This window comes from Lysinibacillus sp. FJAT-14222 (assembly GCF_001278875.1).
Taxonomy (GTDB): domain Bacteria; phylum Bacillota; class Bacilli; order Bacillales_A; family Planococcaceae; genus Lysinibacillus; species Lysinibacillus agricola.
In genome coordinates, this window is the sequence record NZ_LIYL01000044.1 from 148,386 (window position 1) to 172,679 (window position 24,294).

Annotated in this window: 56 protein-coding genes and 1 pseudogene; 56 read left to right on the plus strand and 1 reads right to left on the minus strand. The window is 29.2% G+C overall.

The window, feature by feature from the left end; all coding sequences use genetic code 11:
- The first annotated feature begins 231 nt into the window (after nt 1–231).
- The 6 genes from AN161_RS17990 (at nt 232) to AN161_RS18015 (ending at nt 2,233) form a co-directional block, all read left to right on the plus strand.
- Nucleotides 232–441, plus strand: a complete 210-nt coding sequence (locus AN161_RS17990) for a hypothetical protein (protein WP_053595715.1) — start codon at nt 232–234, stop codon at nt 439–441.
- A 41-nt stretch (nt 442–482) separates the two neighbouring features.
- Nucleotides 483–731, plus strand: a complete 249-nt coding sequence (locus tag AN161_RS17995; RefSeq protein ID WP_053595716.1) for a hypothetical protein — start codon at nt 483–485, stop codon at nt 729–731.
- Nucleotides 728–1,054, plus strand: coding sequence for a hypothetical protein (locus tag AN161_RS18000; protein WP_053595717.1), 327 nt, complete (start codon nt 728–730; stop codon nt 1,052–1,054). The genes AN161_RS17995 and AN161_RS18000 overlap by 4 nt, the downstream gene beginning before the upstream one ends.
- Nucleotides 1,055–1,088: 34 nt before the next feature.
- Entirely contained in the window at nt 1,089–1,328 is a 240-nt protein-coding gene (locus AN161_RS18005) for a hypothetical protein (RefSeq protein ID WP_053595718.1), read from the plus strand.
- A 45-nt stretch (nt 1,329–1,373) separates the two neighbouring features.
- Entirely contained in the window at nt 1,374–1,766 is a 393-nt protein-coding gene (locus tag AN161_RS18010; RefSeq protein WP_053595719.1) for a hypothetical protein, read from the plus strand.
- Between the two features lie 167 nt (nt 1,767–1,933).
- The gene (locus AN161_RS18015; protein ID WP_053595720.1) at nt 1,934–2,233 is read left to right on the plus strand and encodes a hypothetical protein; all 300 of its coding nucleotides are present in this window, start codon (nt 1,934–1,936) and stop codon (nt 2,231–2,233) included.
- 86 nt (nt 2,234–2,319) lie between these two features.
- Here AN161_RS18015 and AN161_RS18020 read toward each other — a convergent pair whose 3' ends face one another.
- Complete coding sequence (locus AN161_RS18020) at nt 2,320–2,577, minus strand: helix-turn-helix transcriptional regulator (protein WP_075807289.1); 258 nt, start codon at nt 2,575–2,577, stop codon at nt 2,320–2,322.
- 42 nt (nt 2,578–2,619) lie between these two features.
- Between AN161_RS18020 and AN161_RS18025 the strand changes: the two genes are divergently transcribed.
- The 50 genes and pseudogenes from AN161_RS18025 (at nt 2,620) to AN161_RS18225 (ending at nt 24,244) form a co-directional block, all read left to right on the plus strand.
- Entirely contained in the window at nt 2,620–2,805 is a 186-nt protein-coding gene (locus tag AN161_RS18025) for a hypothetical protein (RefSeq protein WP_053595721.1), read from the plus strand.
- 23 nt (nt 2,806–2,828) lie between these two features.
- Nucleotides 2,829–2,999, plus strand: coding sequence for a hypothetical protein (locus tag AN161_RS29785; protein ID WP_158003050.1), 171 nt, complete (start codon nt 2,829–2,831; stop codon nt 2,997–2,999).
- A 46-nt stretch (nt 3,000–3,045) separates the two neighbouring features.
- Entirely contained in the window at nt 3,046–3,348 is a 303-nt protein-coding gene (locus AN161_RS18030; RefSeq protein ID WP_053595722.1) for a hypothetical protein, read from the plus strand.
- A 42-nt stretch (nt 3,349–3,390) separates the two neighbouring features.
- Nucleotides 3,391–4,215: a metallophosphoesterase gene (locus tag AN161_RS18035; protein WP_053595723.1), complete on the plus strand. Its 825-nt coding sequence runs from the start codon at nt 3,391–3,393 to the stop codon at nt 4,213–4,215.
- A gap of 34 nt (nt 4,216–4,249) precedes the next feature.
- On the plus strand, nt 4,250–4,708 hold the full coding sequence (locus tag AN161_RS18040) for a hypothetical protein (protein WP_053595724.1): 459 nt from the start codon (nt 4,250–4,252) through the stop codon (nt 4,706–4,708).
- A gap of 41 nt (nt 4,709–4,749) precedes the next feature.
- Nucleotides 4,750–5,019, plus strand: a complete 270-nt coding sequence (locus AN161_RS18045; RefSeq protein WP_053595725.1) for a hypothetical protein — start codon at nt 4,750–4,752, stop codon at nt 5,017–5,019.
- Between the two features lie 151 nt (nt 5,020–5,170).
- Nucleotides 5,171–5,557 (plus strand): hypothetical protein, encoded by a 387-nt coding sequence (locus tag AN161_RS18050; protein WP_053595726.1) that lies wholly within the window; start codon nt 5,171–5,173, stop codon nt 5,555–5,557.
- A 37-nt stretch (nt 5,558–5,594) separates the two neighbouring features.
- Nucleotides 5,595–5,837: a hypothetical protein gene (locus AN161_RS18055; protein WP_053595727.1), complete on the plus strand. Its 243-nt coding sequence runs from the start codon at nt 5,595–5,597 to the stop codon at nt 5,835–5,837.
- Nucleotides 5,838–5,885: 48 nt separating this feature from the next.
- Entirely contained in the window at nt 5,886–6,197 is a 312-nt protein-coding gene (locus AN161_RS18060; protein WP_053595728.1) for a hypothetical protein, read from the plus strand.
- Between the two features lie 126 nt (nt 6,198–6,323).
- Nucleotides 6,324–6,812, plus strand: a complete 489-nt coding sequence (locus AN161_RS18065; protein ID WP_053595729.1) for a hypothetical protein — start codon at nt 6,324–6,326, stop codon at nt 6,810–6,812.
- Between the two features lie 13 nt (nt 6,813–6,825).
- Nucleotides 6,826–6,993, plus strand: coding sequence for a hypothetical protein (locus tag AN161_RS29790; protein WP_158003051.1), 168 nt, complete (start codon nt 6,826–6,828; stop codon nt 6,991–6,993).
- Nucleotides 6,993–7,148 carry a hypothetical protein gene (locus tag AN161_RS29795; RefSeq protein ID WP_158003052.1) on the plus strand — a complete coding sequence of 52 codons (156 nt, stop codon included), beginning with the start codon at nt 6,993–6,995 and terminating at the stop codon, nt 7,146–7,148. The genes AN161_RS29790 and AN161_RS29795 overlap by 1 nt, the downstream gene beginning before the upstream one ends.
- A gap of 12 nt (nt 7,149–7,160) precedes the next feature.
- Complete coding sequence (locus AN161_RS18070; RefSeq protein WP_053595730.1) at nt 7,161–7,502, plus strand: hypothetical protein; 342 nt, start codon at nt 7,161–7,163, stop codon at nt 7,500–7,502.
- A gap of 16 nt (nt 7,503–7,518) precedes the next feature.
- A complete protein-coding gene (locus AN161_RS18075) occupies nt 7,519–8,088 on the plus strand; it encodes a metallophosphoesterase (RefSeq protein ID WP_053595731.1) in 570 nt (189 codons plus the stop codon).
- A 2-nt stretch (nt 8,089–8,090) separates the two neighbouring features.
- Nucleotides 8,091–8,267, plus strand: a complete 177-nt coding sequence (locus AN161_RS29800) for a hypothetical protein (RefSeq protein ID WP_158003053.1) — start codon at nt 8,091–8,093, stop codon at nt 8,265–8,267.
- Between the two features lie 155 nt (nt 8,268–8,422).
- Nucleotides 8,423–8,761: a YolD-like family protein gene (locus AN161_RS18080; protein ID WP_053595732.1), complete on the plus strand. Its 339-nt coding sequence runs from the start codon at nt 8,423–8,425 to the stop codon at nt 8,759–8,761.
- A complete protein-coding gene (locus AN161_RS18085) occupies nt 8,754–9,107 on the plus strand; it encodes a hypothetical protein (protein WP_053595733.1) in 354 nt (117 codons plus the stop codon). Before AN161_RS18080 ends, AN161_RS18085 begins: the two co-directional genes overlap by 8 nt.
- Before the next feature lie 77 nt (nt 9,108–9,184).
- The gene (locus tag AN161_RS18090; RefSeq protein WP_053595734.1) at nt 9,185–10,087 is read left to right on the plus strand and encodes a DNA ligase; all 903 of its coding nucleotides are present in this window, start codon (nt 9,185–9,187) and stop codon (nt 10,085–10,087) included.
- A 171-nt stretch (nt 10,088–10,258) separates the two neighbouring features.
- Nucleotides 10,259–10,612, plus strand: coding sequence for a hypothetical protein (locus AN161_RS18095; protein ID WP_053595735.1), 354 nt, complete (start codon nt 10,259–10,261; stop codon nt 10,610–10,612).
- A 55-nt stretch (nt 10,613–10,667) separates the two neighbouring features.
- Complete coding sequence (locus AN161_RS18100; RefSeq protein WP_053595736.1) at nt 10,668–10,889, plus strand: hypothetical protein; 222 nt, start codon at nt 10,668–10,670, stop codon at nt 10,887–10,889.
- 27 nt (nt 10,890–10,916) lie between these two features.
- The gene (locus tag AN161_RS29805; protein WP_158003054.1) at nt 10,917–11,090 is read left to right on the plus strand and encodes a hypothetical protein; all 174 of its coding nucleotides are present in this window, start codon (nt 10,917–10,919) and stop codon (nt 11,088–11,090) included.
- 198 nt (nt 11,091–11,288) lie between these two features.
- Nucleotides 11,289–11,693, plus strand: coding sequence for a hypothetical protein (locus AN161_RS18105; RefSeq protein ID WP_053595737.1), 405 nt, complete (start codon nt 11,289–11,291; stop codon nt 11,691–11,693).
- A gap of 35 nt (nt 11,694–11,728) precedes the next feature.
- On the plus strand, nt 11,729–12,103 hold the full coding sequence (locus tag AN161_RS18110) for a hypothetical protein (RefSeq protein ID WP_053595738.1): 375 nt from the start codon (nt 11,729–11,731) through the stop codon (nt 12,101–12,103).
- A gap of 33 nt (nt 12,104–12,136) precedes the next feature.
- Nucleotides 12,137–12,292, plus strand: coding sequence for a hypothetical protein (locus AN161_RS29810; RefSeq protein ID WP_158003055.1), 156 nt, complete (start codon nt 12,137–12,139; stop codon nt 12,290–12,292).
- A gap of 20 nt (nt 12,293–12,312) precedes the next feature.
- Complete coding sequence (locus tag AN161_RS18115) at nt 12,313–12,540, plus strand: hypothetical protein (RefSeq protein ID WP_053595739.1); 228 nt, start codon at nt 12,313–12,315, stop codon at nt 12,538–12,540.
- Nucleotides 12,541–12,562: 22 nt separating this feature from the next.
- The gene (locus AN161_RS18120; protein WP_053595740.1) at nt 12,563–12,787 is read left to right on the plus strand and encodes a hypothetical protein; all 225 of its coding nucleotides are present in this window, start codon (nt 12,563–12,565) and stop codon (nt 12,785–12,787) included.
- Between the two features lie 47 nt (nt 12,788–12,834).
- On the plus strand, nt 12,835–13,020 hold the full coding sequence (locus AN161_RS18125; protein WP_053595741.1) for a hypothetical protein: 186 nt from the start codon (nt 12,835–12,837) through the stop codon (nt 13,018–13,020).
- A gap of 39 nt (nt 13,021–13,059) precedes the next feature.
- Complete coding sequence (locus AN161_RS18130; RefSeq protein WP_053595742.1) at nt 13,060–13,416, plus strand: hypothetical protein; 357 nt, start codon at nt 13,060–13,062, stop codon at nt 13,414–13,416.
- Nucleotides 13,417–13,478: 62 nt separating this feature from the next.
- A complete protein-coding gene (locus AN161_RS18135; RefSeq protein ID WP_053595743.1) occupies nt 13,479–13,739 on the plus strand; it encodes a hypothetical protein in 261 nt (86 codons plus the stop codon).
- Nucleotides 13,740–13,781: 42 nt separating this feature from the next.
- On the plus strand, nt 13,782–13,964 hold the full coding sequence (locus tag AN161_RS18140; RefSeq protein ID WP_053595744.1) for a hypothetical protein: 183 nt from the start codon (nt 13,782–13,784) through the stop codon (nt 13,962–13,964).
- A gap of 38 nt (nt 13,965–14,002) precedes the next feature.
- Nucleotides 14,003–14,287, plus strand: a pseudogene (locus AN161_RS18145) (transcriptional regulator); the annotation flags it as partial.
- A 653-nt stretch (nt 14,288–14,940) separates the two neighbouring features.
- Complete coding sequence (locus AN161_RS29815) at nt 14,941–15,111, plus strand: hypothetical protein (RefSeq protein WP_158003056.1); 171 nt, start codon at nt 14,941–14,943, stop codon at nt 15,109–15,111.
- 42 nt (nt 15,112–15,153) lie between these two features.
- Nucleotides 15,154–15,429, plus strand: coding sequence for a hypothetical protein (locus AN161_RS18150; protein WP_053595745.1), 276 nt, complete (start codon nt 15,154–15,156; stop codon nt 15,427–15,429).
- A 23-nt stretch (nt 15,430–15,452) separates the two neighbouring features.
- Complete coding sequence (locus AN161_RS29820; protein ID WP_158003057.1) at nt 15,453–15,620, plus strand: hypothetical protein; 168 nt, start codon at nt 15,453–15,455, stop codon at nt 15,618–15,620.
- A gap of 51 nt (nt 15,621–15,671) precedes the next feature.
- On the plus strand, nt 15,672–15,848 hold the full coding sequence (locus AN161_RS29825) for a hypothetical protein (protein ID WP_158003058.1): 177 nt from the start codon (nt 15,672–15,674) through the stop codon (nt 15,846–15,848).
- Nucleotides 15,849–15,889: 41 nt separating this feature from the next.
- Entirely contained in the window at nt 15,890–16,051 is a 162-nt protein-coding gene (locus AN161_RS29830; RefSeq protein WP_158003059.1) for a hypothetical protein, read from the plus strand.
- The gene (locus AN161_RS18160; RefSeq protein WP_053595747.1) at nt 16,044–16,238 is read left to right on the plus strand and encodes a hypothetical protein; all 195 of its coding nucleotides are present in this window, start codon (nt 16,044–16,046) and stop codon (nt 16,236–16,238) included. Before AN161_RS29830 ends, AN161_RS18160 begins: the two co-directional genes overlap by 8 nt.
- A gap of 37 nt (nt 16,239–16,275) precedes the next feature.
- Nucleotides 16,276–16,599 carry a hypothetical protein gene (locus tag AN161_RS18165; protein WP_053595748.1) on the plus strand — a complete coding sequence of 108 codons (324 nt, stop codon included), beginning with the start codon at nt 16,276–16,278 and terminating at the stop codon, nt 16,597–16,599.
- Between the two features lie 76 nt (nt 16,600–16,675).
- On the plus strand, nt 16,676–16,990 hold the full coding sequence (locus AN161_RS18170; protein WP_053595749.1) for a hypothetical protein: 315 nt from the start codon (nt 16,676–16,678) through the stop codon (nt 16,988–16,990).
- Between the two features lie 20 nt (nt 16,991–17,010).
- On the plus strand, nt 17,011–17,190 hold the full coding sequence (locus tag AN161_RS18175) for a hypothetical protein (protein WP_053595750.1): 180 nt from the start codon (nt 17,011–17,013) through the stop codon (nt 17,188–17,190).
- A 32-nt stretch (nt 17,191–17,222) separates the two neighbouring features.
- Nucleotides 17,223–17,492: a hypothetical protein gene (locus tag AN161_RS18180; protein ID WP_053595751.1), complete on the plus strand. Its 270-nt coding sequence runs from the start codon at nt 17,223–17,225 to the stop codon at nt 17,490–17,492.
- Nucleotides 17,493–17,652: 160 nt separating this feature from the next.
- Nucleotides 17,653–18,726 carry a site-specific integrase gene (locus tag AN161_RS18185; RefSeq protein ID WP_053595752.1) on the plus strand — a complete coding sequence of 358 codons (1,074 nt, stop codon included), beginning with the start codon at nt 17,653–17,655 and terminating at the stop codon, nt 18,724–18,726.
- Between the two features lie 67 nt (nt 18,727–18,793).
- Nucleotides 18,794–20,140, plus strand: a complete 1,347-nt coding sequence (locus AN161_RS18190; protein ID WP_053595753.1) for a hypothetical protein — start codon at nt 18,794–18,796, stop codon at nt 20,138–20,140.
- Complete coding sequence (locus AN161_RS18195; RefSeq protein ID WP_053595754.1) at nt 20,140–21,117, plus strand: hypothetical protein; 978 nt, start codon at nt 20,140–20,142, stop codon at nt 21,115–21,117. The genes AN161_RS18190 and AN161_RS18195 overlap by 1 nt, the downstream gene beginning before the upstream one ends.
- 267 nt (nt 21,118–21,384) lie before the next feature.
- On the plus strand, nt 21,385–21,834 hold the full coding sequence (locus tag AN161_RS18200; RefSeq protein ID WP_053595755.1) for a hypothetical protein: 450 nt from the start codon (nt 21,385–21,387) through the stop codon (nt 21,832–21,834).
- A gap of 105 nt (nt 21,835–21,939) precedes the next feature.
- Nucleotides 21,940–22,149 carry a hypothetical protein gene (locus tag AN161_RS18205; RefSeq protein WP_053595756.1) on the plus strand — a complete coding sequence of 70 codons (210 nt, stop codon included), beginning with the start codon at nt 21,940–21,942 and terminating at the stop codon, nt 22,147–22,149.
- A gap of 27 nt (nt 22,150–22,176) precedes the next feature.
- A complete protein-coding gene (locus AN161_RS18210) occupies nt 22,177–22,566 on the plus strand; it encodes a reverse transcriptase-like protein (RefSeq protein WP_053595757.1) in 390 nt (129 codons plus the stop codon).
- Between the two features lie 29 nt (nt 22,567–22,595).
- Nucleotides 22,596–22,835: a hypothetical protein gene (locus AN161_RS18215; protein WP_053595758.1), complete on the plus strand. Its 240-nt coding sequence runs from the start codon at nt 22,596–22,598 to the stop codon at nt 22,833–22,835.
- Between the two features lie 438 nt (nt 22,836–23,273).
- The gene (locus AN161_RS18220; RefSeq protein ID WP_053595759.1) at nt 23,274–23,861 is read left to right on the plus strand and encodes a 3'-5' exonuclease; all 588 of its coding nucleotides are present in this window, start codon (nt 23,274–23,276) and stop codon (nt 23,859–23,861) included.
- A complete protein-coding gene (locus AN161_RS18225; protein WP_053595760.1) occupies nt 23,861–24,244 on the plus strand; it encodes a YopX family protein in 384 nt (127 codons plus the stop codon). The genes AN161_RS18220 and AN161_RS18225 overlap by 1 nt, the downstream gene beginning before the upstream one ends.
- Nucleotides 24,245–24,294 lie beyond the last annotated feature (50 nt).

A 24,294-nucleotide genomic window follows, 5' to 3' on the forward strand; every position in this document is an offset into this window, starting at 1 on the left:
GAAGGGGAAACAATTTGGGATAAGTACGAAAGCGCAGAATATTCACGTCGTTGTAAAAACGAGATGAAGCGTAATTTTGTGATATGGTCACGTTAAGTAAATTAAAATAAAGTATTGGGAGTAGGATGAATTTATCTTACTTCTTTTTTATATAATAAAATACATAAAATATGTTGTAATAAACAAATTTGTGTGGTAATATTTAGTTAAATAATAAAAGGAGTGATTGAAATGATGAACGAACAAGAAAGAATTCAATACATAAAAGGATTATCAGAAAATGGGTTAATGAGTGAGATTAATTACGATGATATTAATTTCTTAATTGATATTGCTAGTCGCTTGCAGCAATTTGCAACTGAATTTGATCCAGTACTTACTGAAGGACAGATGTCTAATTATGCTGAAGCATATCAAGAAGTTTTAGCAAATAGAAATTAAATGAAACCAATATATTATTTAAATTAAGAGGAGGAGTAAACGTGACTGAGTTAAGAAGCTTTAGAGATGCTTCAGGTAATATTATTTACGAAGGAGATTATACGACAATTGAAGGGTCTGATAAAAAATGGATTATTACATGGGTAGATAACAGTGTAGAAGGTTGTCTTGGGATGCCTATAGGTTGGTATGAGCAGAGAGATGATTTTGAATCTTGGAGACAATTAGAATGTGGTGAGAGTTATGAAATTAAAGGAAATATCTATTTGGAAAAGGAAGAATCGAAATGAGAGAATGGAAATCACAAGTTAACGGAAAGCACTTACGAGTATTGATTGATGAAGGAGAATCATTTAAAATTCTACAAGAATTAGAAAGTATAGTAAAACGTATTTCAAATAATTCAAATTCATTTAAGTTAGATGAGTATGACAAAGAAGAATTTGAAGAATTGCTTGGAACAATTGAATCTGACACATATGCAGGAGAAGCTGCGTTAATGGATTATATAAAAGGTGAAAATTGGATTAGCAATATTGATGAATTAGTGGATGACAGGCTTTCACAGTTTTATGACTTGTGCGATAAGCATGATATATGGGTTACTGTTTAATTAGATTGCATAAAAAGAAAGTGAGGAATTTAAAATGAATAAAGAATCAACTTTAATGATGATGGAAGCTGAAAGAGATCAGGCTGAACTTAGAGTATTAGCACAAATCAATTCCCTAAGAAATACTTTAAATAATTTAGAGAATGTAATTAAAAATGGTGAAGCAATAAGTGAATCACAAGGGTTACAAGGAAATGGGGATTATTTAGATATATATTTAACTAAATTAATTACTTACAATAAAGTAATTGAGCAAGTGAAGAATATTAAGTAATATCATGCTTTTATAAAATTAAATACATAATAAGGAGTGGTGTAGTTGAACGAAACAAAAGAAATGCGACTAGCAGCTATCAATAATCTAATAAAATTTATTTCAGAACGTGGTCGTAGGTTTTTCTATCGAGAGAGAAATAGGATGACTGGAGAACCACAAACAGCTTACCTGAAATTGAAAAATAACAGAATTTATTTTGTAGACGCATACACGAGTAAAGAAGTTTATGCATACAGTGGATATCCACATGACGGATTCTCACATGGAGGTACTTTATGGGCATTGGTTTGCGATTTCAGTATATTCGTACGAACTGGTAAATCCAGTAATGGTAAACATGGTTATGGTGGTTTGTACAGTGGTGATTGGGGTCACGGTGATGAAATACAGGAAGAAATAATCAATTATGCTAAAGAGATCGGTTATTTAGAGTAATTACGTAATACTAAACTTTCATGAAAGGAGAGTTGTGACGTGGACTTGAAAGAAAGAGAGCGTTTCGGTTGTATGTTAGGAATGATAATAGCACTTATTCCTATTGTCATCGTTATATTAACCTTAAAAGGTTTCTAATTACATAATTAAGGAGGAAGATTAATACAGTGAATCATATTGTAATTAATAAGTTAGAACATGTGTTAACTGGTAGCTGCGGAGTTATAGGTACGTACAGTGGATACAAGGATTATCATGTTGGAGATATAGTAGAAATAAAAAGTTCAATTAGTGGGATATCTCTAAATGTCATTTGCGAAAGAGAGGGTAGTTATTTCCCTTATGGATGGAGAAGTGCTAGCTTGAAACGATTAGAAGAAAAACAAGAAATGAAGAAAATATACAGTTACACTCATTTGAATAAAAAGTTGATTAATAAGTGCAGGCATAAACTATTTATTGTTTAACAAATGATGTAGTAGGAATGCTACTTTTTAATAACATTCCAAATGGTGATAATTTTATCAATCAATTCCTCGTCAGAGTGTAATAATTATTCATAAAAACTAGATAGTTTGGTGCTATCCAAATTTAAATTGCCGCAATTAGAATGTCTACCAAGAATTGAATCGACATTAATATTAAAATAATCAGCTAGTTTAGTGAGAGTTGAAATATCTGGTTCACCTAAGCTGTTCTCATATTTAGCGTAACCTTGTCTTGGAATACTTAAAATATCAGCCATCTCTTGTTGAGTTAATGATTTAGATTTTCTTAGATATTTTAAATTATTTCCAAATTTATTATCCAAGTGAACACCTCAAATAAATTATAACATGTAAGGAGAGAGTTTATGAATAAACCATATACAATTATTTTTAATCCAAAAGGAATTGCTGTCATAACAATTGATAATAGGATCGCAGATGACGAGAGTCGAATGATTCAACGTTTTAAAGATGTCGGATATATAGTAACGAATGTAACAGAAGAAACGTATAAAGAAATCACTAATAATAGAAACTTCTGTCCATTTTAAATTAAAATAAGGTGGAAAAAATAATGAAAATTAGATTATCATTAGAAAAAATAAAAAGAATAATACTTATTATATCTACGTTAATTATTGGATATAGTATTGGAGCTACTTGTGAAAATATCAAATTTCAAAACAAATTGAAAGACTTGGAAGAACAATTCGACAAATTAATTGAGATGTATGAGAATAATTAAAATTAATTAAAGAGACTTATTATTGAAATGGCAGGAGGTTATTGTAGTGAATACTTACGAATGGTTAGATGTTAATTTTCAAATAGTCCTAAGAAATCTTAATTTAAATGAGCACATTCCTTATTCTCAATCACTTATATCTTCAGATGCAGATAAATGTTATGGGTACGAGTCAATTTGGAATAAGAAAAATGTACCGTTCGAACATGGTTCTGCACTTTACTTAATTTCAAAATTACCGCCATATGATAAAGAGGTTAGGTATACTTCTAATGGATGGGTAGCACCAGATAAATGGGTTATTGATAATTATGAAAGATTTAAAGAGCACTTACCAAGAATTGAATAAATTAGATTTATTATTAAAAATACATATTAAAGGATTGGCAAAATGAAAGTAGACTACATTTCTGATTTGCATTTGGATTTTCATATTCGACATAACGGAAATTACGGTAAATGGGAAAACAAAACTCATTTATTTTTAGAGAAGTTGTTGCCGGATAACAAAGGGGAAGTATTAGTTATTGCAGGAGATTTATCTCATTACAATATTCAATCTAAGTGGTGCTTAGAATACTTTTCAAAGCAGTATGAGCATGTATTCTTTGTAATGGGTAATCATGATTACTATTTAATTAGTGGAGGTCAGAATAAAAAATATAAGAACAATAGTATAAATAGAGAGTTTGAATTAATGAAGCTGATACCATCTTTAAATAATGTAACTCATTTATATGATTTTGAAGAGTTCTCATATAATCGCATAAAAATAGCCGGATCAACTTTGTGGTATCCTCTGCAAGAACAAAAAGACATTGACTTCTTTAACAATATTTCTAATGATTCTAAATTAATAAAAAAGCTTGATGTCGTTGCAGAACATTCATATGAAACTTTCAAATACGAGTACATGGAAGAAGTAGATATTCTTGTTACCCATGTTCCACCGGATATTTTGCAGAGTCATATTAAATATGATAGTACATCATGTTATTTAAATGAATTAGAAAATATCAAAGCTAAACATGTAGTAACAGGACATGTTCATGAACAAAATAAATATTACAATACGGATGGAACAAATATCTATATCAATGCATTAGGCTATCCAAATGAATGGTTGAATCATATGAACCCACTTGAATATAGTAAAGAAGAACGCCAGAAGTTCGCCTTAGAATGGAATGTAATTAAATCATTTGAAGTTAAATAATATTGGATTTTTATAAAAAGAAATGGAGGAGTCAATGAGAGATTGGTATGTACTAGCAAAATACATTGAAAATTACCCTAGTTACGATAAGAAAAATTATTTCAAATGTAACCGTGGGATAGATTATAAAGGTTCGGAATACTACGTACAATATGTGTATTTCGGCTCAATTAGATATGCTCTTTTTATAAAATATGTTAGAGAAGAAAAAGAGGAAAAGTGGTTATATACAGGAAATGAAATGAAGATAGGTGACAAATACATAAAAAATGATGTAGAACATAAAGTTGAAAGTATTTTACATAATGATGATGAGAACTACAGTGTTTATGTTATGAAGGATATAGTTAATAAAAATAAAGACCACAGTGAATTATTAAATGCAGAAATAGAAAAAATGAATAACTTTATTCCAGAGTTTAGAAAAATGATTAGCGATAAATTATATAAGCGTTCTTTTTGGGAGATAGTTAAAGACACATTTTTTCAATGATATCGCTCTATCATTAAAAATACATAAAAGGAGTGTTTTGAGTGAGTACAGAAGAAGCAATTTTAGCTATTAATAAGATAGAGGAATTAAATAATGAACTATATGGAGTATATAAATTTTTAGAAGGAACGAGCTTTAATGCTCCTAGTAATCAGGTTGCAATATGGTCGGATTTTTCTAATAAAATTAAATTTACTATTAATAAATACGATGATTTTGACAAGGTATTCATTGTGCGTTCTGATTACGATAAGTATTACTTAGAACCAAAACAATTATTATCGTTAGTAAATAAATACGGTTTATTATAATACAGTCATTTTATAAAATTTAGGAGGTTAATTTTATGCACGAGGAAATAATTTGTAAGAATTGCGGAGATGATTGTGAAGTACAAATATGGACTGAACAGTATCATAGTGGATTATGCAGCTGTTGTTATGACGACTTGGAGGATTGACTATGGAATTTTACGAGTTTAATGTATCAATTTTTAGTGGATTAAAAGGAGTTGGATATAAGAAGTTATGGAAGGATGTACGTGTAATTCTAAATAAGAACACTTCACCAGAAGACATTATTGATGAGGCATTACGTCAAGTAAAGTCTCACCCAAAGACACATCATTGTGAAGTATCAATTGTTAGGAAAATAGACGATATAGAATATGAGATAAAAGATAAAGTGAATGAAGTTTTACATAACATTGAGCAGATTATGATGAGTATTTCAGTTCGAAAAACAGAAAAAAGTAAAATTTGTTTTGAAAATAATTATAGAAAACCTGATTTTTCTGATTTAGATTGGTGTTTCGAGCAACTATATTATTTGAAGAAAGAGTTTCAATAAAAACAAAGTATTATGTAAACGAAAGAAGGTTGATGATTTGAAGTACGCAATTCAATATGAGCACTTGGAAGATGAATTGGTGAAGGATACTTATTCGAAATGGCATTTCGATGAAGTGAAAAATTATGCTAACAAATACAGTTTAGAATTGTCAGATGAAGATTTTAATCGTTTTTTAAAACTTCAAAAATCAAATAAGGATATAGCTTGGATGATGCACATAATGAGTGTATATAAACAGTCATTTACAGACACTCTCATATCTTATATTACTTATTAATAATTACATAATACGAGCCTATTATGAAGTTGAATGGAGAGAATTTTATTGAAAAAGTTTCCTGTCATTAGTTCCAAAGGTAATAAATATTTAATTGGAATTGAAAAATGGATAGATGCTATTGATCACAGCTATTCTAGTATAGATGTCACTATCTACAAAAAGAAATCATGGTTCTCGAACAAGTTAACAACTTTATACTTTAAAAAATATAAATCAAATACACAGGAATACTATGATTTTGTTTTAGCTACTGAAAGTGCTGTATTTGCATACGAATCATCTTGTAGTTATCTGTTAAATAAAGAAGATGTTATTAACAAAAAGAAATTTAAAGAGTGGAACGGTATTGTTAGATAAAATGAGAATATTATTAGAAATAATGTATTTATAGGTAATACATAATGTAGAAATCAATAAAAAATCCTTTATTTACAATACAGCACTGTATTTATGGGAAGTACAAATTTAGGGGGAATATACATATTGAAGATTAAATCAGGTAGGAAGCTACTTTTAGAAAAGAGAGAAAAAAGTAAATATAAATTCCCTTTATTATTTACTAAAGAAGGTCAAGAATATATGGGATCACACATTGCATCTATTAAGTCTAAAACATTTAAAGTTGATTACTATTTTAAAAATGGATATATATCATCAATTACATATACGAATGGTATTGGTGGATTCTTACTAGCATCAACTTATGCAATATTAGGATACGTACTTCAATTAATACCTGTTGAAGATGTTAAGAAGTTAGGCATGGAGATTAATGGAGAAATAATTGAATTAAAAAAGAAGTATGTTTATACAGGATCATCTGTGAATATAAGCAGCAGATTAAATCCTAACGAAACAAGCTTAAAAATTTGGTTAGATTCATATTTGGTAAGAAATGACAAAGAGAAATACGTTAAAAAGATTAAATGGAATGATAAAAATATTTGTGATTTAAATGTTAAAAATACATAAAAGGTAGTGAGATATGAAGAAAACAAAATTTGAATGGTTAAAGTACCACATTGAATTATCACTAACACATACATATGATAATGCTAGATATGATAAGAAGGCAGAAATCAAAGCAGAAGTATATGAGGACTTACTGTACTTTATTGAAGGATTAGAAAACATTAAAAGGAGTAATACATAATGAGCAATTTTGCAAAATCATGGATTAGTGTAGGTTTGATTTCGGCTTTTATATTAGTGGCGTTGTTATCATTTATTGTAGGGGTATTCTTTACTGGATATTCAATAACAACAAATCCAGAAGCATATGAAGATATAGTTTGTGAAAAACAATAAGGAGATGAAGTCATGTTTGGAAAATCATTTAATTCAGTAACAATTAATGGTAAAACAGTAAATGTAAAAGGTAATAATATTTCAGTAATAAATAATAAAATATATGTTGATGGTAATGTCATTGAGACAGATGAATTATCAGGAGACGTACATATTATTGTAGATGGAAATATAAATAAATTAGAAACAGGATCTTCTGCAACGATCAAAGGAGATGTACTTGGAGATGTTAAAAGTGGATCATCTATTACATGCCAAAATATAAAAGGTTCAGTTAAAGCAGGAACTTCAGTTAGCTGCGGTAATGTTGAAGGAGATGTAAAAGCAGGCACAAGCATTACAATGAAACGATAGAGGAGGAAATTATAATATGAATACGTGGCTTACAAGTGATTCGCATTTCCATCATAAGAACATTTTAACATTTGAAAATCGACCATACTCAACTTTAGAAGAAATGAACGTAGGTATGATTGAAGCTTGGAATAAAGTTGTAAAGAAAGGTGACTTAGTTTACCATCTAGGCGATTTTGTATTTGGAGGATATTCAAAATGGATTGATATTTTACCACGATTAAACGGAGATAAAGTGTTGATTCAAGGCAATCATGATGATGATAAAGTAGTCAAACGAATGTTAGAAGAAGGTTATATTAAGGAATTACATACTGTAGGAATGAAAATGAAATATCAGAAGCAAAATATGTGGCTTACACATTACCCAATGGAAATTGGATTACGTCCTAATAAGTGGTCTGTTTCAGGTCATATTCACTCACAACCTAACAAATATGATAATCAGCTAAATTTAGGAGTTGATTCACCATTACTTAGTTATAAACCTTTTGGAGAACCGTTACATATTGATGAGCTGCTACAAATAATGAATGATCGAACTGAGTCAATTACAAATCAGTTTTTAGAAATGAGAGGTAATTAAGTATGATTGAAGTATTGTTGAATGTTGAACATGTAGATGATGTAGAAATTGAAGATGGCAAACTAAGCATTACCAAATATGACGGTACAGATGATGTGTTGTTCTTCGCCTCACATGGTAAAGAAATTAGCATATCTTTGTCAGAATTAACCAAAGTGATTGAGATGATGAATAAGTGATTTGATAATAGTTATCTTTTATTTAAATAAATACATATTTGGAGGATGGTCTTTTTGACTCTCTTTTTTTATTTGTAATATTTCCGTTGCATAAATCTGAACAAATACTCTATAATATATACAAACAAACGTTCTTTTTCTGGAGGAGAGAGTTTATGTTAAATGACCGTGGAAATATGAAATGGACAGCATTGATGCTGCCTGAGCATTTGGTGAAAATTAAGGAATGGAAGCAAGAGCAATTCCATGATAAACAACGTGATTTAACTGAATGGGAACTAGAAGAGATTGAACAAACAGTGCAGAGAGCCTATAAATTACATGAAGAAGTCAAAATAACCTTGTGGAGTGACAATAAATTACATGATGTTGTAGGAATGATTACTGCTATTAATGCATTTCATAAGGAATTACTCTTGGATATGGATATTTCAATAAAACGTATTACATTTGATCAGATACAAAAAGTATCAATGGTAAATATAGATGATTAATTCAGAGCAACGACAGCTTGTACACAAATTTTTATTGTTAGATTTAGCTGTCAAATCGTTGCAGGTTGATTATCTGAAGACAGAACAATTTAAATTGAAAAATGTATTTCTCCCATTAATGGATTCATTATTAAAGGATTTACGTAATGAATGTTTTAATCTGAAAAGACAGCTTGCACAGCAAAAAATACGAATTGTGGGATGGACTAAGATAGATGAGTACTTTAGTGATGTGAAAATTGCTACAGCAGGTGATGATGTTGATTTACGATATGCTCAACAAGCCTTAAAAACAAAGGTTGAACAACTTATAAATAATTATATTAATGAAAAGTTGAATTTGTAATTACCACTAGTACCTTCATTTACATGTGTTTTTAGTATATATGGCATGAGATAATGGTTTATGAGGGGGAAATAGTAATGTTATTTACTCCAATTAAACCAATGTTACTTCACATGGGTAACAATAATGAAATAATAGATAATCCAGAGTGGATTTACGATATAAAATGGGATGGTTGGCGCATCCTTTTGCATAAACAAGGTGAGCGAGTAGAGGCATATACACGACATGGCAACAATGTAACTTCTAAGTTTCCAGAGCTACAAACTGTTGGAAAGTCAATTAAGGAAGACACAGCAATTATTGATTGTGAAGGCGTAGTACTGAGAAATGGTGTATCAGTATTTGAAGATTTTGCTTACAGAGGTAGACTTTCAAATAAAGATAAGATTGATCAAGCAACTTTAACTAATGCGGCTACTTTTATAGCATTTGATGTATTAGCTACTGGTAAGTCACATATGAATAAAACACTTATAGAACGTAAGGAAATATTATCATCAATAATCGAACCTTCAAATAGTTTACTTGTTACTCCATCGGTCACAGGCAATGGCAACGATATATTTCAGTTAACTAAGGATAGAGGTATGGAAGGTATCGTAGGAAAGCGAAGTAATTCGACTTACAAAACTAACCATCGATCACATGATTGGTTGAAGTATAAACACTTTAAAGTAATGGATACTGTTATCTTAGGATATAAAGAGAATCCTTTTACAATGATAGTGGGTACTCAATTAAGTAACGGTAAATATAGACCTCTTGCGAATGTAGAGTTTGGCTTTAAACCTGAAGAGAAAACAGCTTTCAGGGAAATTGCTAAACAGATAATAACAAATGTAGAACGTGATATAATGTGGATAGAACCAAGCTTATTCTGTAAAGTACAGTATCTTGAGAAAACGAGTACTGGTTCATTGAGAATCGTTTCGTTTAAAGGATTTAATTTTAATAAAGCTCATGAAGAAAGTATCTAAAATAGATGATTAACAGTCACTCATTATTAAATGGGTGGCTTTTCTTTTTATAATATTTCCCTTTTATAAAATTAAATAAAGAAATACATAATTAATACTTGATTTTATGTATTTTGTTAATTATACTTAGGTTAAGAAGTCAAACATTACTAAATATTAGGAGGAGAGCACGTGATTGAAATTAAAGAAGGGTTCGGAGTGGACAATAAAGTATGGGCATTTACTTTCAGTAAACCTTATCAAATTGTACCAATTGGAGAAAATAAGCTTGGAGAGAATCATCTAAATAGACGATTAAAAAAGCTCAAAGAATATGATACACCAAAATATCTTGGGAATGTCGGATCATTATTGCCTCACAGATACAGTAATATCAAAGAAATTAAAAAAGAGATTATTCTAGTAAAAAAGTTCATCAGTAGAAAAGGAACTGATGATGAAGAAATTTATTATGATAAGGAATTTGAGGTATTTGTAATTCACTTCGATGATAATGAAAATTTAATGGTGCTAAATAAGAATTAAAGCATTAAACGATATTCGTATTTTACAAAATAAAAAATAGAATGGAGAAATTAAAATGAAAAATGGCAAAAACTTTTTTGAGTATTATGTATACGTAGATAAGAGATCAGGAAGTAAGGAGAATAACTGCTTCACTATTTTTAGTTCAGACATTTTAAATGAGAATGACATTATCGTAAACAACAATGAGTATTTCAAAATTACAGAAGTCTATGAAGATAACTTAACTGTTGAAAGTATTACAGTTAATGCAGTTAATGTATATAAGGTAATTTAATAATATTCGAATTTATGAAAGGAGAGTTTGTCAATAGATAATAATGATGTTGGAAATGACTGTAAGAAGGAATTTATAATCGATAAGGATTCCATGGTTAAAGAAGTTACAATGTGGATTTATAAAAATACCTTCATGGGTGGTAATTTAGATAAAACATTTAAATTAAATATAGAAATTGAGAAAATAAATGATAATTAGAAAGGTTATATAAACTAGGACTTAGTGAAAACGATGTAAATACTCTTAATTCAATTAATGATTCAGTAATAAAAATAGATTTCTTTAATCAATTACTTATTCAAGTCCATAACAATGGATTTAGGAAAGGAGTAGACGAAACAATAGGTTATGTGAAAGAAATCACCAACCAATAATACTTTTGGAAAGAGGTAGTCAATGGATAATAAAATTACAAAAGAAGCTGCACTTCAATTAAATCAGGCAAAGGATGTAATTTGGAGCGCAATGAACTTAATGATCAAAAAGCAAGGATATAGTGATTTAACTTTACACTTGGAAGGTTCTTATTATGAAATAAGTGATATTTTAAGTAATTCAGAAGTGGTAAGTAATGATATTAAATTGTTTTATGTCTACAAAAAAGATTGGTACTGTAACACTGAAGAAAAAGGATTTATTGTAAAATCTACGGATTGGAAAAGCGCAAAAGCTATTGCTATGAAAAATATCAATTTTAAAGAAGAAAGTAGAATAAATGTAATTGTTGAAGAAGTTGACAGTATTGAAGAAAATATACTGTATTCTACTGTTAATATAAGAAATAATATTACGTGCAATTAAATAAGAAATACATATTTGAAGAAAGGGGTTTATATTTGAAGGTAATTAATTCTAAAATTTATTTTCAAGTTGGAATGTTGTACGTAAAGGATCTAGACACCTTTGATATTCAATTCACAAAAGAAATTAAAGAGGCATACTATGTTGATCTATTGGTAGATTTTCAATATAAGGTTGCTAAAATAGTAAGTTCAATAAAAAGATTAGTGGAAACAGAGCCGAAGTTGATATTTCATAGAGAATTAATCGATGAATACTGCTTAGATGATTATACAGTTTGGTTAAATGGCGGTTTCATTAATGGAGTAGAAGTCGACAAGATGTATTGGACTCAAATTACTGTTTTAGACAAAGAAAAAGATGAACATTTTCATAAGTGGTTAAATAAGGATTACCTACATAATAAATAATAAATAATTCGATATTATAAAGGAGAATAAAGAATGAGTTTGAATTACAATAAAGAACGATCAAGCTGCGGCTCAGGAGGATGTGTTACATGTCCATTTTCTCAAAATGAGGATGCGTTTTATGCAGAAAACACAGGATGTCTGCCAACAGTAAATGAAATTTTGGATTTACCTGAAAACAAAATGTAAATTGGGGATGTCATGGTGAAGTGGGCGTAGTTTGTAGAGGGTTCGCTAAAGAGTACAAAAGGTTAGTAAATAAAGTAAATAAAGATTTGCCAATCGTAGATTTTGATGAGTTTACACATTTAGGAATGGATGTAGCTATTGCATTAGCTAAAGTTAGAAAAGGAATTAATCCATTGAAAGACGAGTTAAGTAAGTATAAAGGATGTTATTCGGAGCTGAACTACTTTGATTACAGTAAAATTAAATAAATACATAAATGAGGATAGGTAGATGGTAACGATACTTATATTTTTGTTTGGAGCAAGTTTGTTTTCAACTGTATTTCATTTTCTTTATATCATGGGTGCTATGGACGAAGATGGATATCCTCCTAAGAAAAAGAAGCGAAGAAGAGGATTTATCAGAATGGTTATCTCTGCATTCATCTGTGCTGTATTTCTTGGTTTATTGAACGATTATCATAATGGGTTAATTGAATTAAACTGGTGGCAATAAGATTATTATATAAAAAGTTGATATTATAAAAATAGGAGGAATGAACAATGTCAATTTGTTATGAATGTCAAATGGATAAGATAGTTAGTGGGTGTGGAGTTTCAGTTAAAGATACTAAGGTCGTAAATGGAATTGGTGTAGTTGAATGTAAATATTTTATGGAGCTAAGTGGAGACTTATTAAAAGCTCAAAAAAATAAAAACGAAATGATTAATAATGCTAAATTTAAGTGAAACAATGATGTTTTGAAAATATAAATTGGAGGTAACTATATGTTTAAATTTGAGTGTGGAGATAGTATTAAATTTGGTGAAGAATACTGTAAAGAGTTTGAACGAGAAGATTTAATTAGTAAAACCATCATGATGACTCCTCAATACTTTGAAGAAGATAATGGGATATACGTTTATACATCTACGTATGCAGGTATTTATGATAAAGAAAATAAGGAAGCTCACAGTATTTATCATTTATTTGGTAACGATTTTGAGTATTTCATGGACTGCGAATTAGTCAAAGGGTCTAATGAAGATAAGAAAAAATATGAAGAAATTATTAATTTACACAACAAAGTATTAGAAGACGAAGCTGCTAGATGGATTGAATTCACCTCGGAAAAAGGATTTTAGAAGAAATATTAAATAATAATTTCATTTTATAAAAACAAATACATAATAAAGGAGTGTTCAAATTGCAATTTGCATACAGGTTAGTTGATTCAAAAGGAGCTTCTATTGATTGGAGTCAGAACACAAAAACGTTGAAGGTAGATATTTCAGTTATTAAAGATAATGACTATTTTGAAGGTGGTAATTTAGATTATTTTAAGACTGTTTGTACTTTTCTTAATGAGGTATCTGTAAAAGGATTGGAAGGCAATATTGATGTTGAGATGCCAATTAGGATTGCAAAAATTAAAATCACAAAGACTATAGGTGCCTATATAAAGTAAATATCTAAATGATAGTCGCATTTTATAGAGAGGAGATGGATTATGGAAGAAGTATATAGTGAAGTTATTAGAAAACGTAGAGAATTATTTGCTCAAAAATATAAAGAGCATTTCGGCATAGAGTTAGATTTTAAAATATTAGAGAAGCAAAATCAAGAAAAAATTAAGAATGGCGAATATACATTTGTGTTAAATTATTATGGTATTAAATCCAACTGGATGTAAATAAAATGTATACAATAAAAGAAGGAGCTGATATTATTATGATGAAAATTGAGTATTTAAAACCGTTTTATACAAAAGTCACTGGTAATAAATTACGTTTAGTTTTTGCTCATCAATACTTAACCGTTTCAAAAGATAATGAGATTTTCCATTTCATTCCCATCGAATGTAAAGAGATGATCGTTAACTTGGATACAGAGCAAGTTGAAAATTTATCTGAGGTTTTTGTTTTCCAGAAAGATAAACGTTTTATTCGACTACCGTTATATCAATTATTATTAATTACAAATATACATAGTTTTATAAATCCAATAATACATAATGAAAAGAATAAAAATAATCAGAACAATTTAAAGGCATTTGATAAAATTTTAATTGCTAAAGTCAACTTTGAAGGATTGAGTGATTTGCCAACAAGTGAGAAAACATATTACTTTAGATCGTATGATACTGATCTTAAGATAAATGATATTGTATGGGTAGATAGTCAACGCAAACAACAACTAGCAAATTTCCTAGGGTATATTAATGAGTCTGAGATCAATTGCAACCCAACAAAGTTCATTATTAGAAAGGCGAATGCTGCTGAAGTAACAGGTCGAGAAGATTTTACTATAGATATTCAGGAGTCAAGAAAATGCGAACACACTATGCCAGACAAGTTCAGTCATGAAATTATCAAGTTACTTTCTGAAATAATGCAATTTAATAAAGAAAATATGATTGATAGATATCTAGATAATAAGGATTTTGATGGCTTAAATGAATTCCTAAGTGTTCAAGTATCATAAAAGCCATCTATTACGAAAATAAATAACAGGGAAGGGACGATGACATCGGATAAATCAATGTGTTTTAGATGTGATGAGTTCACGGAGTCAATTGAGTATAAATGTGTTAAGTGTATGCAATTCAAGTTAATTGATACTATGTATGTATTAGATAAAGAAGAAATTGTAGAGGATGATATGTAAAAATGAGTTATGAATTATTTAGAGGAGATGACCATATTTACACGTATGACCACAAACATGTAGCTGAAAAACAAGCATCAACTCTTGGTTCAGAGTTCTATGTAAGGGAAATAACATTTGATGAGTATTACAAACAGATGAAAGAAATATATGTAGAAGGGAGATATAAATAATTACATAAATTAGATGTATTATGAAAAATGAGGAGGATATTAATGTATAAAATTAAATTAGAGGAATATGAATTTACTAATAATAATGGTGTAATTACAGTAAAGCGTTATGGAGAGCATTGGAGAAATTATATAGGAGATAATGCAGTATTAGCTTTGCTGCATAAGATTGAAGACTTAGAAGAAGGAAATAAGAAATTAATCAGTTCATTAGAAGAAATTGCACATCATGTATCTGTACCAATAGATGAACCTGAAAACTATGAAAATACAGTGTATGAATTCATAGATATTGCAAAAAGAGCTTTAGGATATTAAAAGAAATAAAAAGGGGAATACATTTGAAAAAGAAATTAATTGATTATATTAGAGAAGAAAGTCAGTGTAATTATGTAGATTTGATTGACTACATTATGGAATTAAATACATTAGGTTCAGATGAATTAAAAGCTAAGTGTTTATTGGATTTAATTTGGTATATACATAATGTAGAGTCAAGTGAAGATTAAATATCAACATGTTTACATAAAAGAGATATATTAATGAAGGGAGTTATTACAATGAAAAAAGAAATAGATGAACACTATCTAACAATTATTGAAAAAGAACGAGCTAGGACTTGTGAATTGATTGATCTAATTAAGAGACTACGTGAAAATTGTGAAATACCTTACAATGGTCTAAGAAAAGAAGTGAGAATGGTGATAAAAAAATTTGATAATGAACTAAATATTTAATAATAGGAATCTTTGATTGAAATGGAGTGTGTAGAAAAGCCATGACAAAAGAAAACAAGCTAAGTGTACGCTTAAATGGCTCGCTAACAAATCGATGTTCTAAAAGAAAATTAGATAATTTACTGTTTGCTATAAATGATTATATTGGGTTAAAGGATCAATTGAAGACACAGGAGATGGGAGCTGCTTCTACTTATGAGTAATGGTGTACGATTTGGATTGCAGTATCTAGAAGAAGGAGAATATACTCTGAATGGAGGTCTAGGGAATAAAATACTCAGTGAATTTGAAGTAAAAAACGGTCAATTATTCTTTAATGGCGAGAAAGAACCGACTGTACCGCCTACTATGTATGAGTTTTTAAAAAGTAAATCCAGTAATGTTAAATAAAAACTAAATATTATTAAATACATAAAAGGAGAATAGTATGTCAGAAAAAGTGAAAGTATCGAAAGAGGTTGCAGAGGCTCTGAAAACAGTTTTGCCAAATGGAAATATTAGCGCTTGTATCGAAAAGCATGTGAAAGGTTGGGATTACGAACCTAAATTGCCTTTGAAAAAACTTTCAACAGAAGAGTTTGCAAGATGTTGTTTGATAGGCTACGTGATCGAAGAATCGCCAGAAGAAAAGTTGTTATCGACTTATAAGTTAGGAGATATGGAAGTTGAACCTTGTGGTGCTTGTTACCAAAGTGGCATTAGAGACACTCTTAATATATTAGACATGAAGATTAAAGGTATCAACTCTTAACTTAATGATATTCATGGTGTTATCAACAAAACTGCATAAAAGGTAAGTATTATGGAAAGTGAAAAGGAGAGTTAGAATGCAAATAAATTTTGAAAATGGATCAACTTTGACATCGATTGATACAAATGACGTAATACGTGGTCATTTATTTAGTCATGTGATTGCTCCAAAAGATTTTGAATACATATTATGTGAGCGAAAAAACGGCAAGAAGTTCATTAAAGTAATCATGTACTATAATGATGCTAACGGTTATATCGAAGTAGCAAGGATAAATCCAATTAAGAATGACTTCAGTGAAGATGGTTACGGTGACATTGACCATTTATTCAGTTACTTAGAAGACAATCAGAAAGTCATCAGTAACATTAAACAACAATTAATTAAATAGTAAAGGAACTGATGTAATTTATGAAGAAACGTGTAATTATTGCAAATATCATCAGAAAATTAGAAAGTGATTCAAGACGTTCTCCGAACCCTTTCGCTTCAACTCTTTCTGAGGACGATTATATACAACTAGGGAAGAGTTACTATGCTGATGAGCTATTACGTGAAATTAGAATTATGTTGGATAGTAACTTTTCATAAAATTTAACTTTTACTGAAAGGGTGTCATTATAATGATCAAAAATTATTTAGATACTATGTATGAAAAACATAAGAAGTATTTAGATTCTTTAAATCAACTAGAAGAATATCTTGAGAATGGTATTTTTAAATACAAAGGAATTGAAGTAGTAGTAAGTAACTTTGACAAAGAAGGATGGGTTTTGGAAATCACATCTCTGGACAGCAAATCATCATTATGGAATGATAGTCCAAATATCTATATGTCAGTATACGAGTTTAATGATGAAATTGAACTTTCTAGACAGAAAGCAATTAATTGAAGATTAAATAATAGGAACATATTACAAAACGTTAAGAGTCGATCATCAAAAGTCGGCTCTTAAATAAAATAAATAATAAAATACATAAAAAATGCTTTACAATACACAAAATAATGGATATACTATTATTAATAAAGAAATTATAAAGGGGTTGCAAATAATGGTTATGGTTAATCACAATACTTCATATATGGGCAACTACATAGGAGATTATATAGAAGAGTTTTTAAAAGTAAAAGGTAAAAAGTCTTTTAATACAGAAAAAACTTATAGGTCTAGTTTGAATCAAGTGTTTAAGGACATCTTAGGTAACAATGATTATATTTATATAACAGATAAAAATATTGAACATGACTTACGTTCAGAAATTTTGTTTGAATATTTCGATTCATTATATGATGCAGAAAAAGAAGATGGTACTAGGATGTATGCTAATCAGACGATTAATAGTAGACAATCTGCGATTAAGTCATTGATCACTTATTTAAAGACAAAGAAAATAGATGGAGAAAATTTAATAAAGTATGATTTAGATGATTTGAAAGTAATTGAATCGCTTAAGAACATAGGCGAAGAAATAGAAATGATACCATTTGAATTATCAATGGAATACATTGAATATTTTGGAAAAGAAGAACAGGGCTTAGAGAAATCATTAATTATTGAATTAGCTATAGACTCCGCACTTAGAGCATCTGAATTATTAAAGATAGAATGGTCAAATTTCACACCAGTAGAAGACGGAGTTATTATGAAGTCTCATGGTTACAATAAAGGAAAAGGCAATGAAGAATGGATAGACAAGATATCCTTTGAACTATATAATAAGTTGTTACAACTAAAAGAAATTGGAAATACGAATAAATTATTTACTTTGACTTACAAAAAATTAGTCGGGATGATGGATAGGGCTAATAAGCTATTAAATAATACAGATTTAGAATACTCTTTCCATTCATTTAAAAAATTATCCGTTACGATGTGTTATTTAAACAATGGAAATTGCATAGATTCAGCAATGAAAAAGGCTCGACATAAAAATGTAAATACCACTATGAGATATCTAAGATTAACCAATCTGAATGTTACAGGTATTATATCTGCAAAAATGACTACTGCTGAAGAATTATATAAAACAGCTTCACATGAATTATTATTAGAATGTTTAGAAGAAATGCGTCCAGAGATGCTTTTATTACTAAATAATAAAATCAAGAATAAAATAACAAAATGAATAAATTTATGTGACATTATAGATGATAAATGGTAAAATCAACATAGTATTGAAAGGAGTTTTTTAAATGAAAATCAATAAAGATAGAGAATCTTTAGAGACAGAAGTAAAAAGTCTAATTTCTTTATTTGCTACAACTGTAGATAAAAAAGAATTTGACTTAATTGTAGAGCATTTAAATAGTAAACATGGAATTAAAAAGTCTAATGTTTATATGTTACTTAACAACTCAAATAATGTATCTAAATTAACATTAGAAGAATTAGCATTATTCGGAAAACAATTAACTGTAAAATTAGGAATTGATAATATTGAATGGATGAATACTTGGTTCACTGAAAGAGAAATTAAAGAATTCGAAAGATTTCAATTTGTTGATATGCAATCAATTGATGATCTAGATTTCCCTATAACGCTTTCCAATGTAACTTATCTTGGAAATGGATACTATAATTTAACAATTACAAGACAATTGCTTGGTAGGTTATATAAATACGGTAAATTAAACTACAATCCAAATGTACAACGTGGAATGAGAAAAGTCTATCGTTATGGTAAAGAGATGGAAGAACCAATTGTATTTAAAAGTAAAGTAACTGAAATGAGTAAATTGACATTAGAAGATAAATTAGAACCATCAACAATAACATTAAATGCAGCACAAATGTCGTCTGATGAAGGTGAAGAACTAATTTACGATGAAAAATCGCACAAATTAACAATAAATTCAGGGACAATTTTAGATATCGTAGACGGAATGCATAGAACGTTAGCAACATATAGTGCATATTCAAAAGATAAAGACATTAACGGATCTTATCCAATTACTATTTCTAACAAATCAGATGAAGAAATTCAGAGATATCAAGTAAATATGGATAAACAAACTCCATTAACAAGAAGTAAGATTGTCGAGTATTCAGGTGGGCATGTTAGTAATGTGATTAATATTTTAAAATCTAAAGGTGAATTAAAAGACAGAATTAGTTCAGTAGGAGACAGTAAGGCAACTTTACGCGGTAGTGATATTATCCCTTATAAAATGCTACATGCTGCTATTAGTAATGTTTATAATATTGATTCTGTACTTCAATCAAGAAAAGTTGCAGATGAAATAAATGAATATCTAGTATATCTATTTGGGTATTTTGGTAAGCACGAAAGAGATGAATATAAAGTATTGTTTGATGCAGATTTATTCGAAGCTCATTTAACTTTGGCTAGTAAGATGAAAGAGAATAAAATTCCGTATGACAAACTGTCTGAAATAATTAAAATTGAAGCATTTAATATAGAGAATAAATTCTGGAAAGATACAAATGTAATCAATAATGAAGGTAAAGTAGTAAACAAGAAAATGAGAAGGAAGATAAGTGATTTCTTTGAAGGTATGTTAGAGGAGGCAGAATTGTAGTGTATAACAGAGAATATAAAATGAAATTTATTGAAACTTTAGATGTTAAAGAAATAAGTGAGGAGCGTTATGTTTATCTTTTTGAAAAAACAGCGGAAGTTGAATTTAAAATTAATAAAGATTTGTTTGATATGAATTTCGAAGAATTGGAAATTACTTTTTATGCAGCTAAGAGAAGTAAGCATCGATCACTAATTTCATATATTACAACTATAAAAAATTACATTACATGGGCTAAAGATAATGGTTATGGCGTATCACCAGTTCATCCAATCGTGGAATCTATCAATACTTCTTTTGTTGATAAATACTTATATAAAGAAGGATTAACTTATTATACAAGAGAAGCTTTACTTATGAATATTGAAAAGCTTATAAATGTTCGTGATAAAGCAATCGTTTTAGCAGTGTTTGAGGGGATCAGAGGTAAGGCTTTATCTGAATTAACTAATTTACGATATGAAGATTTATCTGAAAAAGAAGGTAAATATTATGCATCATTGCTTTCTGATGAAATTAATTTAGATAATCGTCAAATTGAAATATCTAAAGAGTTATACGACTTATTTGTTCAAACTTATAGAAAAACAGAGTACATTGGAAAGAAAGGAAATGTTACTCGTGTTGCTGATGGAGAATATATATTAAGAAAGAATCGAGTAGGTGAAGGTGATATTAGATTTACAGTCAGTATGATTAATAGTTTATTCTCGGGCATCATTAAAACTGAGTTTGAAGATGCTCAAATAACAGTAACCTCATTAATTGAATCTGGGGCAATGTGGTATACAAATTCATTACTAAAAGATGACAGAGTTATTACTAAAGAAATAGCTACCAATGTAATGAATAGATACGGTTTATACTCGTTCAAAGGTGAAAAGAAAAGTTATCCTTCATTTATGAGATATAAAGAAGTTATAAATGATGAATTTTTTGAAGATAACTATGGCAGCTTTAAATATGAATTTAAATAAATTTAAAAAGGACTGAATGTTTACCATTCGGTTTCCTTTATACATAAAAATAAATAAATGATTGTACAATGTTTGATTTTTGCTAAATTTATTCAAAGAAATAGAAATGGAGAATATTTCTAGGAACAATCAAACGAAAAATAAGAACAAATGTTTGCATTTCTATATTGACAATACTGTATATGGTTGGTAAAATTGTATCAATAGAGATGATAGTAGATGCTACATCTATACTAAAATTAATGGAAAATGGAGGAATATTACAATATGAGTGCACTTTTAGTATCATTTGAAGCTAATCTAGTAATAAAAGATAAAAGTCCAGAAGAGTTGGAGGAGTTGTTTGATGGATTGCTACCGTCAAACGGACTCCATATGAAAAACATAAAGGGTAGAAAATTATTAGTTGAATGTATGGATTCGCAATTTACAGAGATTTTAGAAATCGATGAAGATGGACAAGAAGTAACTTTTTTAAATCGTAAACCAGAATTAAAATATTATCCTTCAACAAATAATACTTTTAAAACTAATGATATGATTAGGATTAATGGGAAAGGTGACTACAATATCATCTTGACTCCTATGTTTGCATTTTTATACAACGGCGAAACACAGACTACTATTGAGATGGACAACGTAAAAAATATCAATGATACGAAGCTATATCTAGAACAAAACTATCCGGAATACATAGTGCTTCGTAAGATTACCTGATCAGATTAATTAATGATGATTAATGTTAGGGTGTGGTATTAGGGGTGTTTCTAATGTCGCACCTTGAAATTAATAAACAATAAAATACATAAAGGTGGTATGTTCATGATTAAAAAGTATAGTAAAAAGCGATATGAAGATTTTGGACTGTTCATTTCTCCTAATAGACGTGGAGATGGGTTTAAAATAATAAGAGATGAGGATGGTTGGATATTTGACAAAACTTACAAAGATAAAGACTCAGCGCAAAGATGGATAGATGAAATGATTGATCTTATAGATAATTCAAAAGCTAAATGGGAAGCAAATACATAAAATACATAATGACTGAGGTAAATATATATGATTAAAATTTATACAGATAGTAGTTACAAGGATGGATCATCCACACACCACTACTTTGTCATGAAAGGAAACAGAAGAATTAAAAGAAGAACATTTATTGGATTTGATGAATCTTCTATGAAAGCAGAAGCAACAACGATAATTAAGGCTTTACAGATGGTATTAAAGAAAGAATGGAAAGGAGTAACAGTTTATACAGATTCATTAACTACTGTATTTGGAGTTAAGCATGATAAATTTAATAATGAGGATTTTCGATACATAGCACATTTACTTAAAGTAACAAATTCAAAAATACAGTGGAAGAATAGACGACATTATAGAATTAAATTAGCTGACACTGAATGTCGTAAGATGATGAAGACTAAATTGAGACGAGTAGTTTAAAAATACATATACATAAAGGTGAGATAAGAATGAGTAGTGATGTTACAAACTTAAAGAATACTTTTGATTCAATTATTAATGAATACGATAAAGGTTCGATGTTTAATGATGACGATAGCATAAAGTCTTGGATTGCTAGATGTGATTGGCTTGTTAAACAGATGGTAGACATTAAAGTAGGAGCAGGATTCAAATATTTTGAGCTGCAAAAAGAGTATAATCCTCTTCAGGAAAATAGCAACATTGGTGAGGGTGAAGAAACTGAATAATTGGATTGAACCTAAAGAATATAATGTAATTGGACGTTGTGTAAACAAAGAATGCTTAAATGAAATAACTAGAGAAGATGAGTATCTGGTAGATGATCACAATTTATATTGTGACTCAATTTGTTATACTAAATATATGTTGGAACAAGGTGCAGTCAAGGAAATTAAATATTAAAATACATAATTTAAATAAATATATATTTAAAATTAATTATACATAAAAGAGGATGCAGATATGGACTTTAATAAATTTAACGGAAAGAAGATTCTTAAGGCAAGCAATGAAATTGAGTTACATGAAAACATTATAGAATGTAATAGGAATGGATGGCAAGTTGGTAGTAATATGCGATACATATCAAACGATTATCGTCCATTTCAAATACTAATGAAATACACAGGATTTTAAAATACATATACATAATGAGGAGAATTAGTATGCGAAAAGATATTATGGTTGATATTGAAACACTAGGTACTGGAGAAAATGCAACAGTATTTCAAATTTCAGCAATGAGCTTTGATATTCAAACAGGGGACAAGCATGACTCAATTAATTTGATCGGCGATATTGAAAAATACAGCAGCTTAAATGTTGATGGTTCAACTCTAAAATGGTGGTTAAATACAGATAAAGAACTACTTACTGAATTGTTGAATAAAGGTACGTGTAATGAATACGATTTATTTGAAATTTTACACACATGGTTATTATCTCAATCAGAGACAGGCGATATGAAGGATGTCTACTTATGGGGTAACGGTATCCTATTCGATAATGCAAAGTTGCAAACTAACTTAAATGGGTGTAATGATCTGAAGTATCCAATTTATTATAAAAATGATCGTGATGTACGGACAATTTTAGAGTTAGCAAGTATGAAGTCAGGACTAAGTGAAGATGAAATTAAAGCGTCTGTAACAGATGAAAATGAGCGTAAGCATGATGCTTTTGATGATATTGCTTATCAAATTAGATTAATAGTTAAGTGTTACGAAATTTTAATGAATAAAGAGGCAGAGTAATGCGAGAGAAAAAATTTCGATATACATTTATGCATGTTCAAACAGGAAATATTGAACAGAAGATTTATACATTGAATCAATTAGAAGAACGGAACACAAAGGATTTATCACCATGTTTCAATGCTGAATTTGGATATAAATTGATTGGCAGAGATGAATTTACTGGCTTAAAAGATAAGAATAGTAAGGATATTTATGAAGGAGATGTAACTAAAGGACACTTGTGGAGAAAAGGAAAAGGGTATAGACACGTTGGTAGAGTCGCTTATGTACATAGTGCGTTTAAAGTTCGTGGTGTTAAACAGTATTTCGGCATGGATGATGAGCTTAATATGACTTATGAAATTATTGGCAACATCTACGAAAATCCAGAGATGCTGTAAGTTTTATAATACCACTCTATTACAAAATATTAAAAATCAGGAGGAATGTA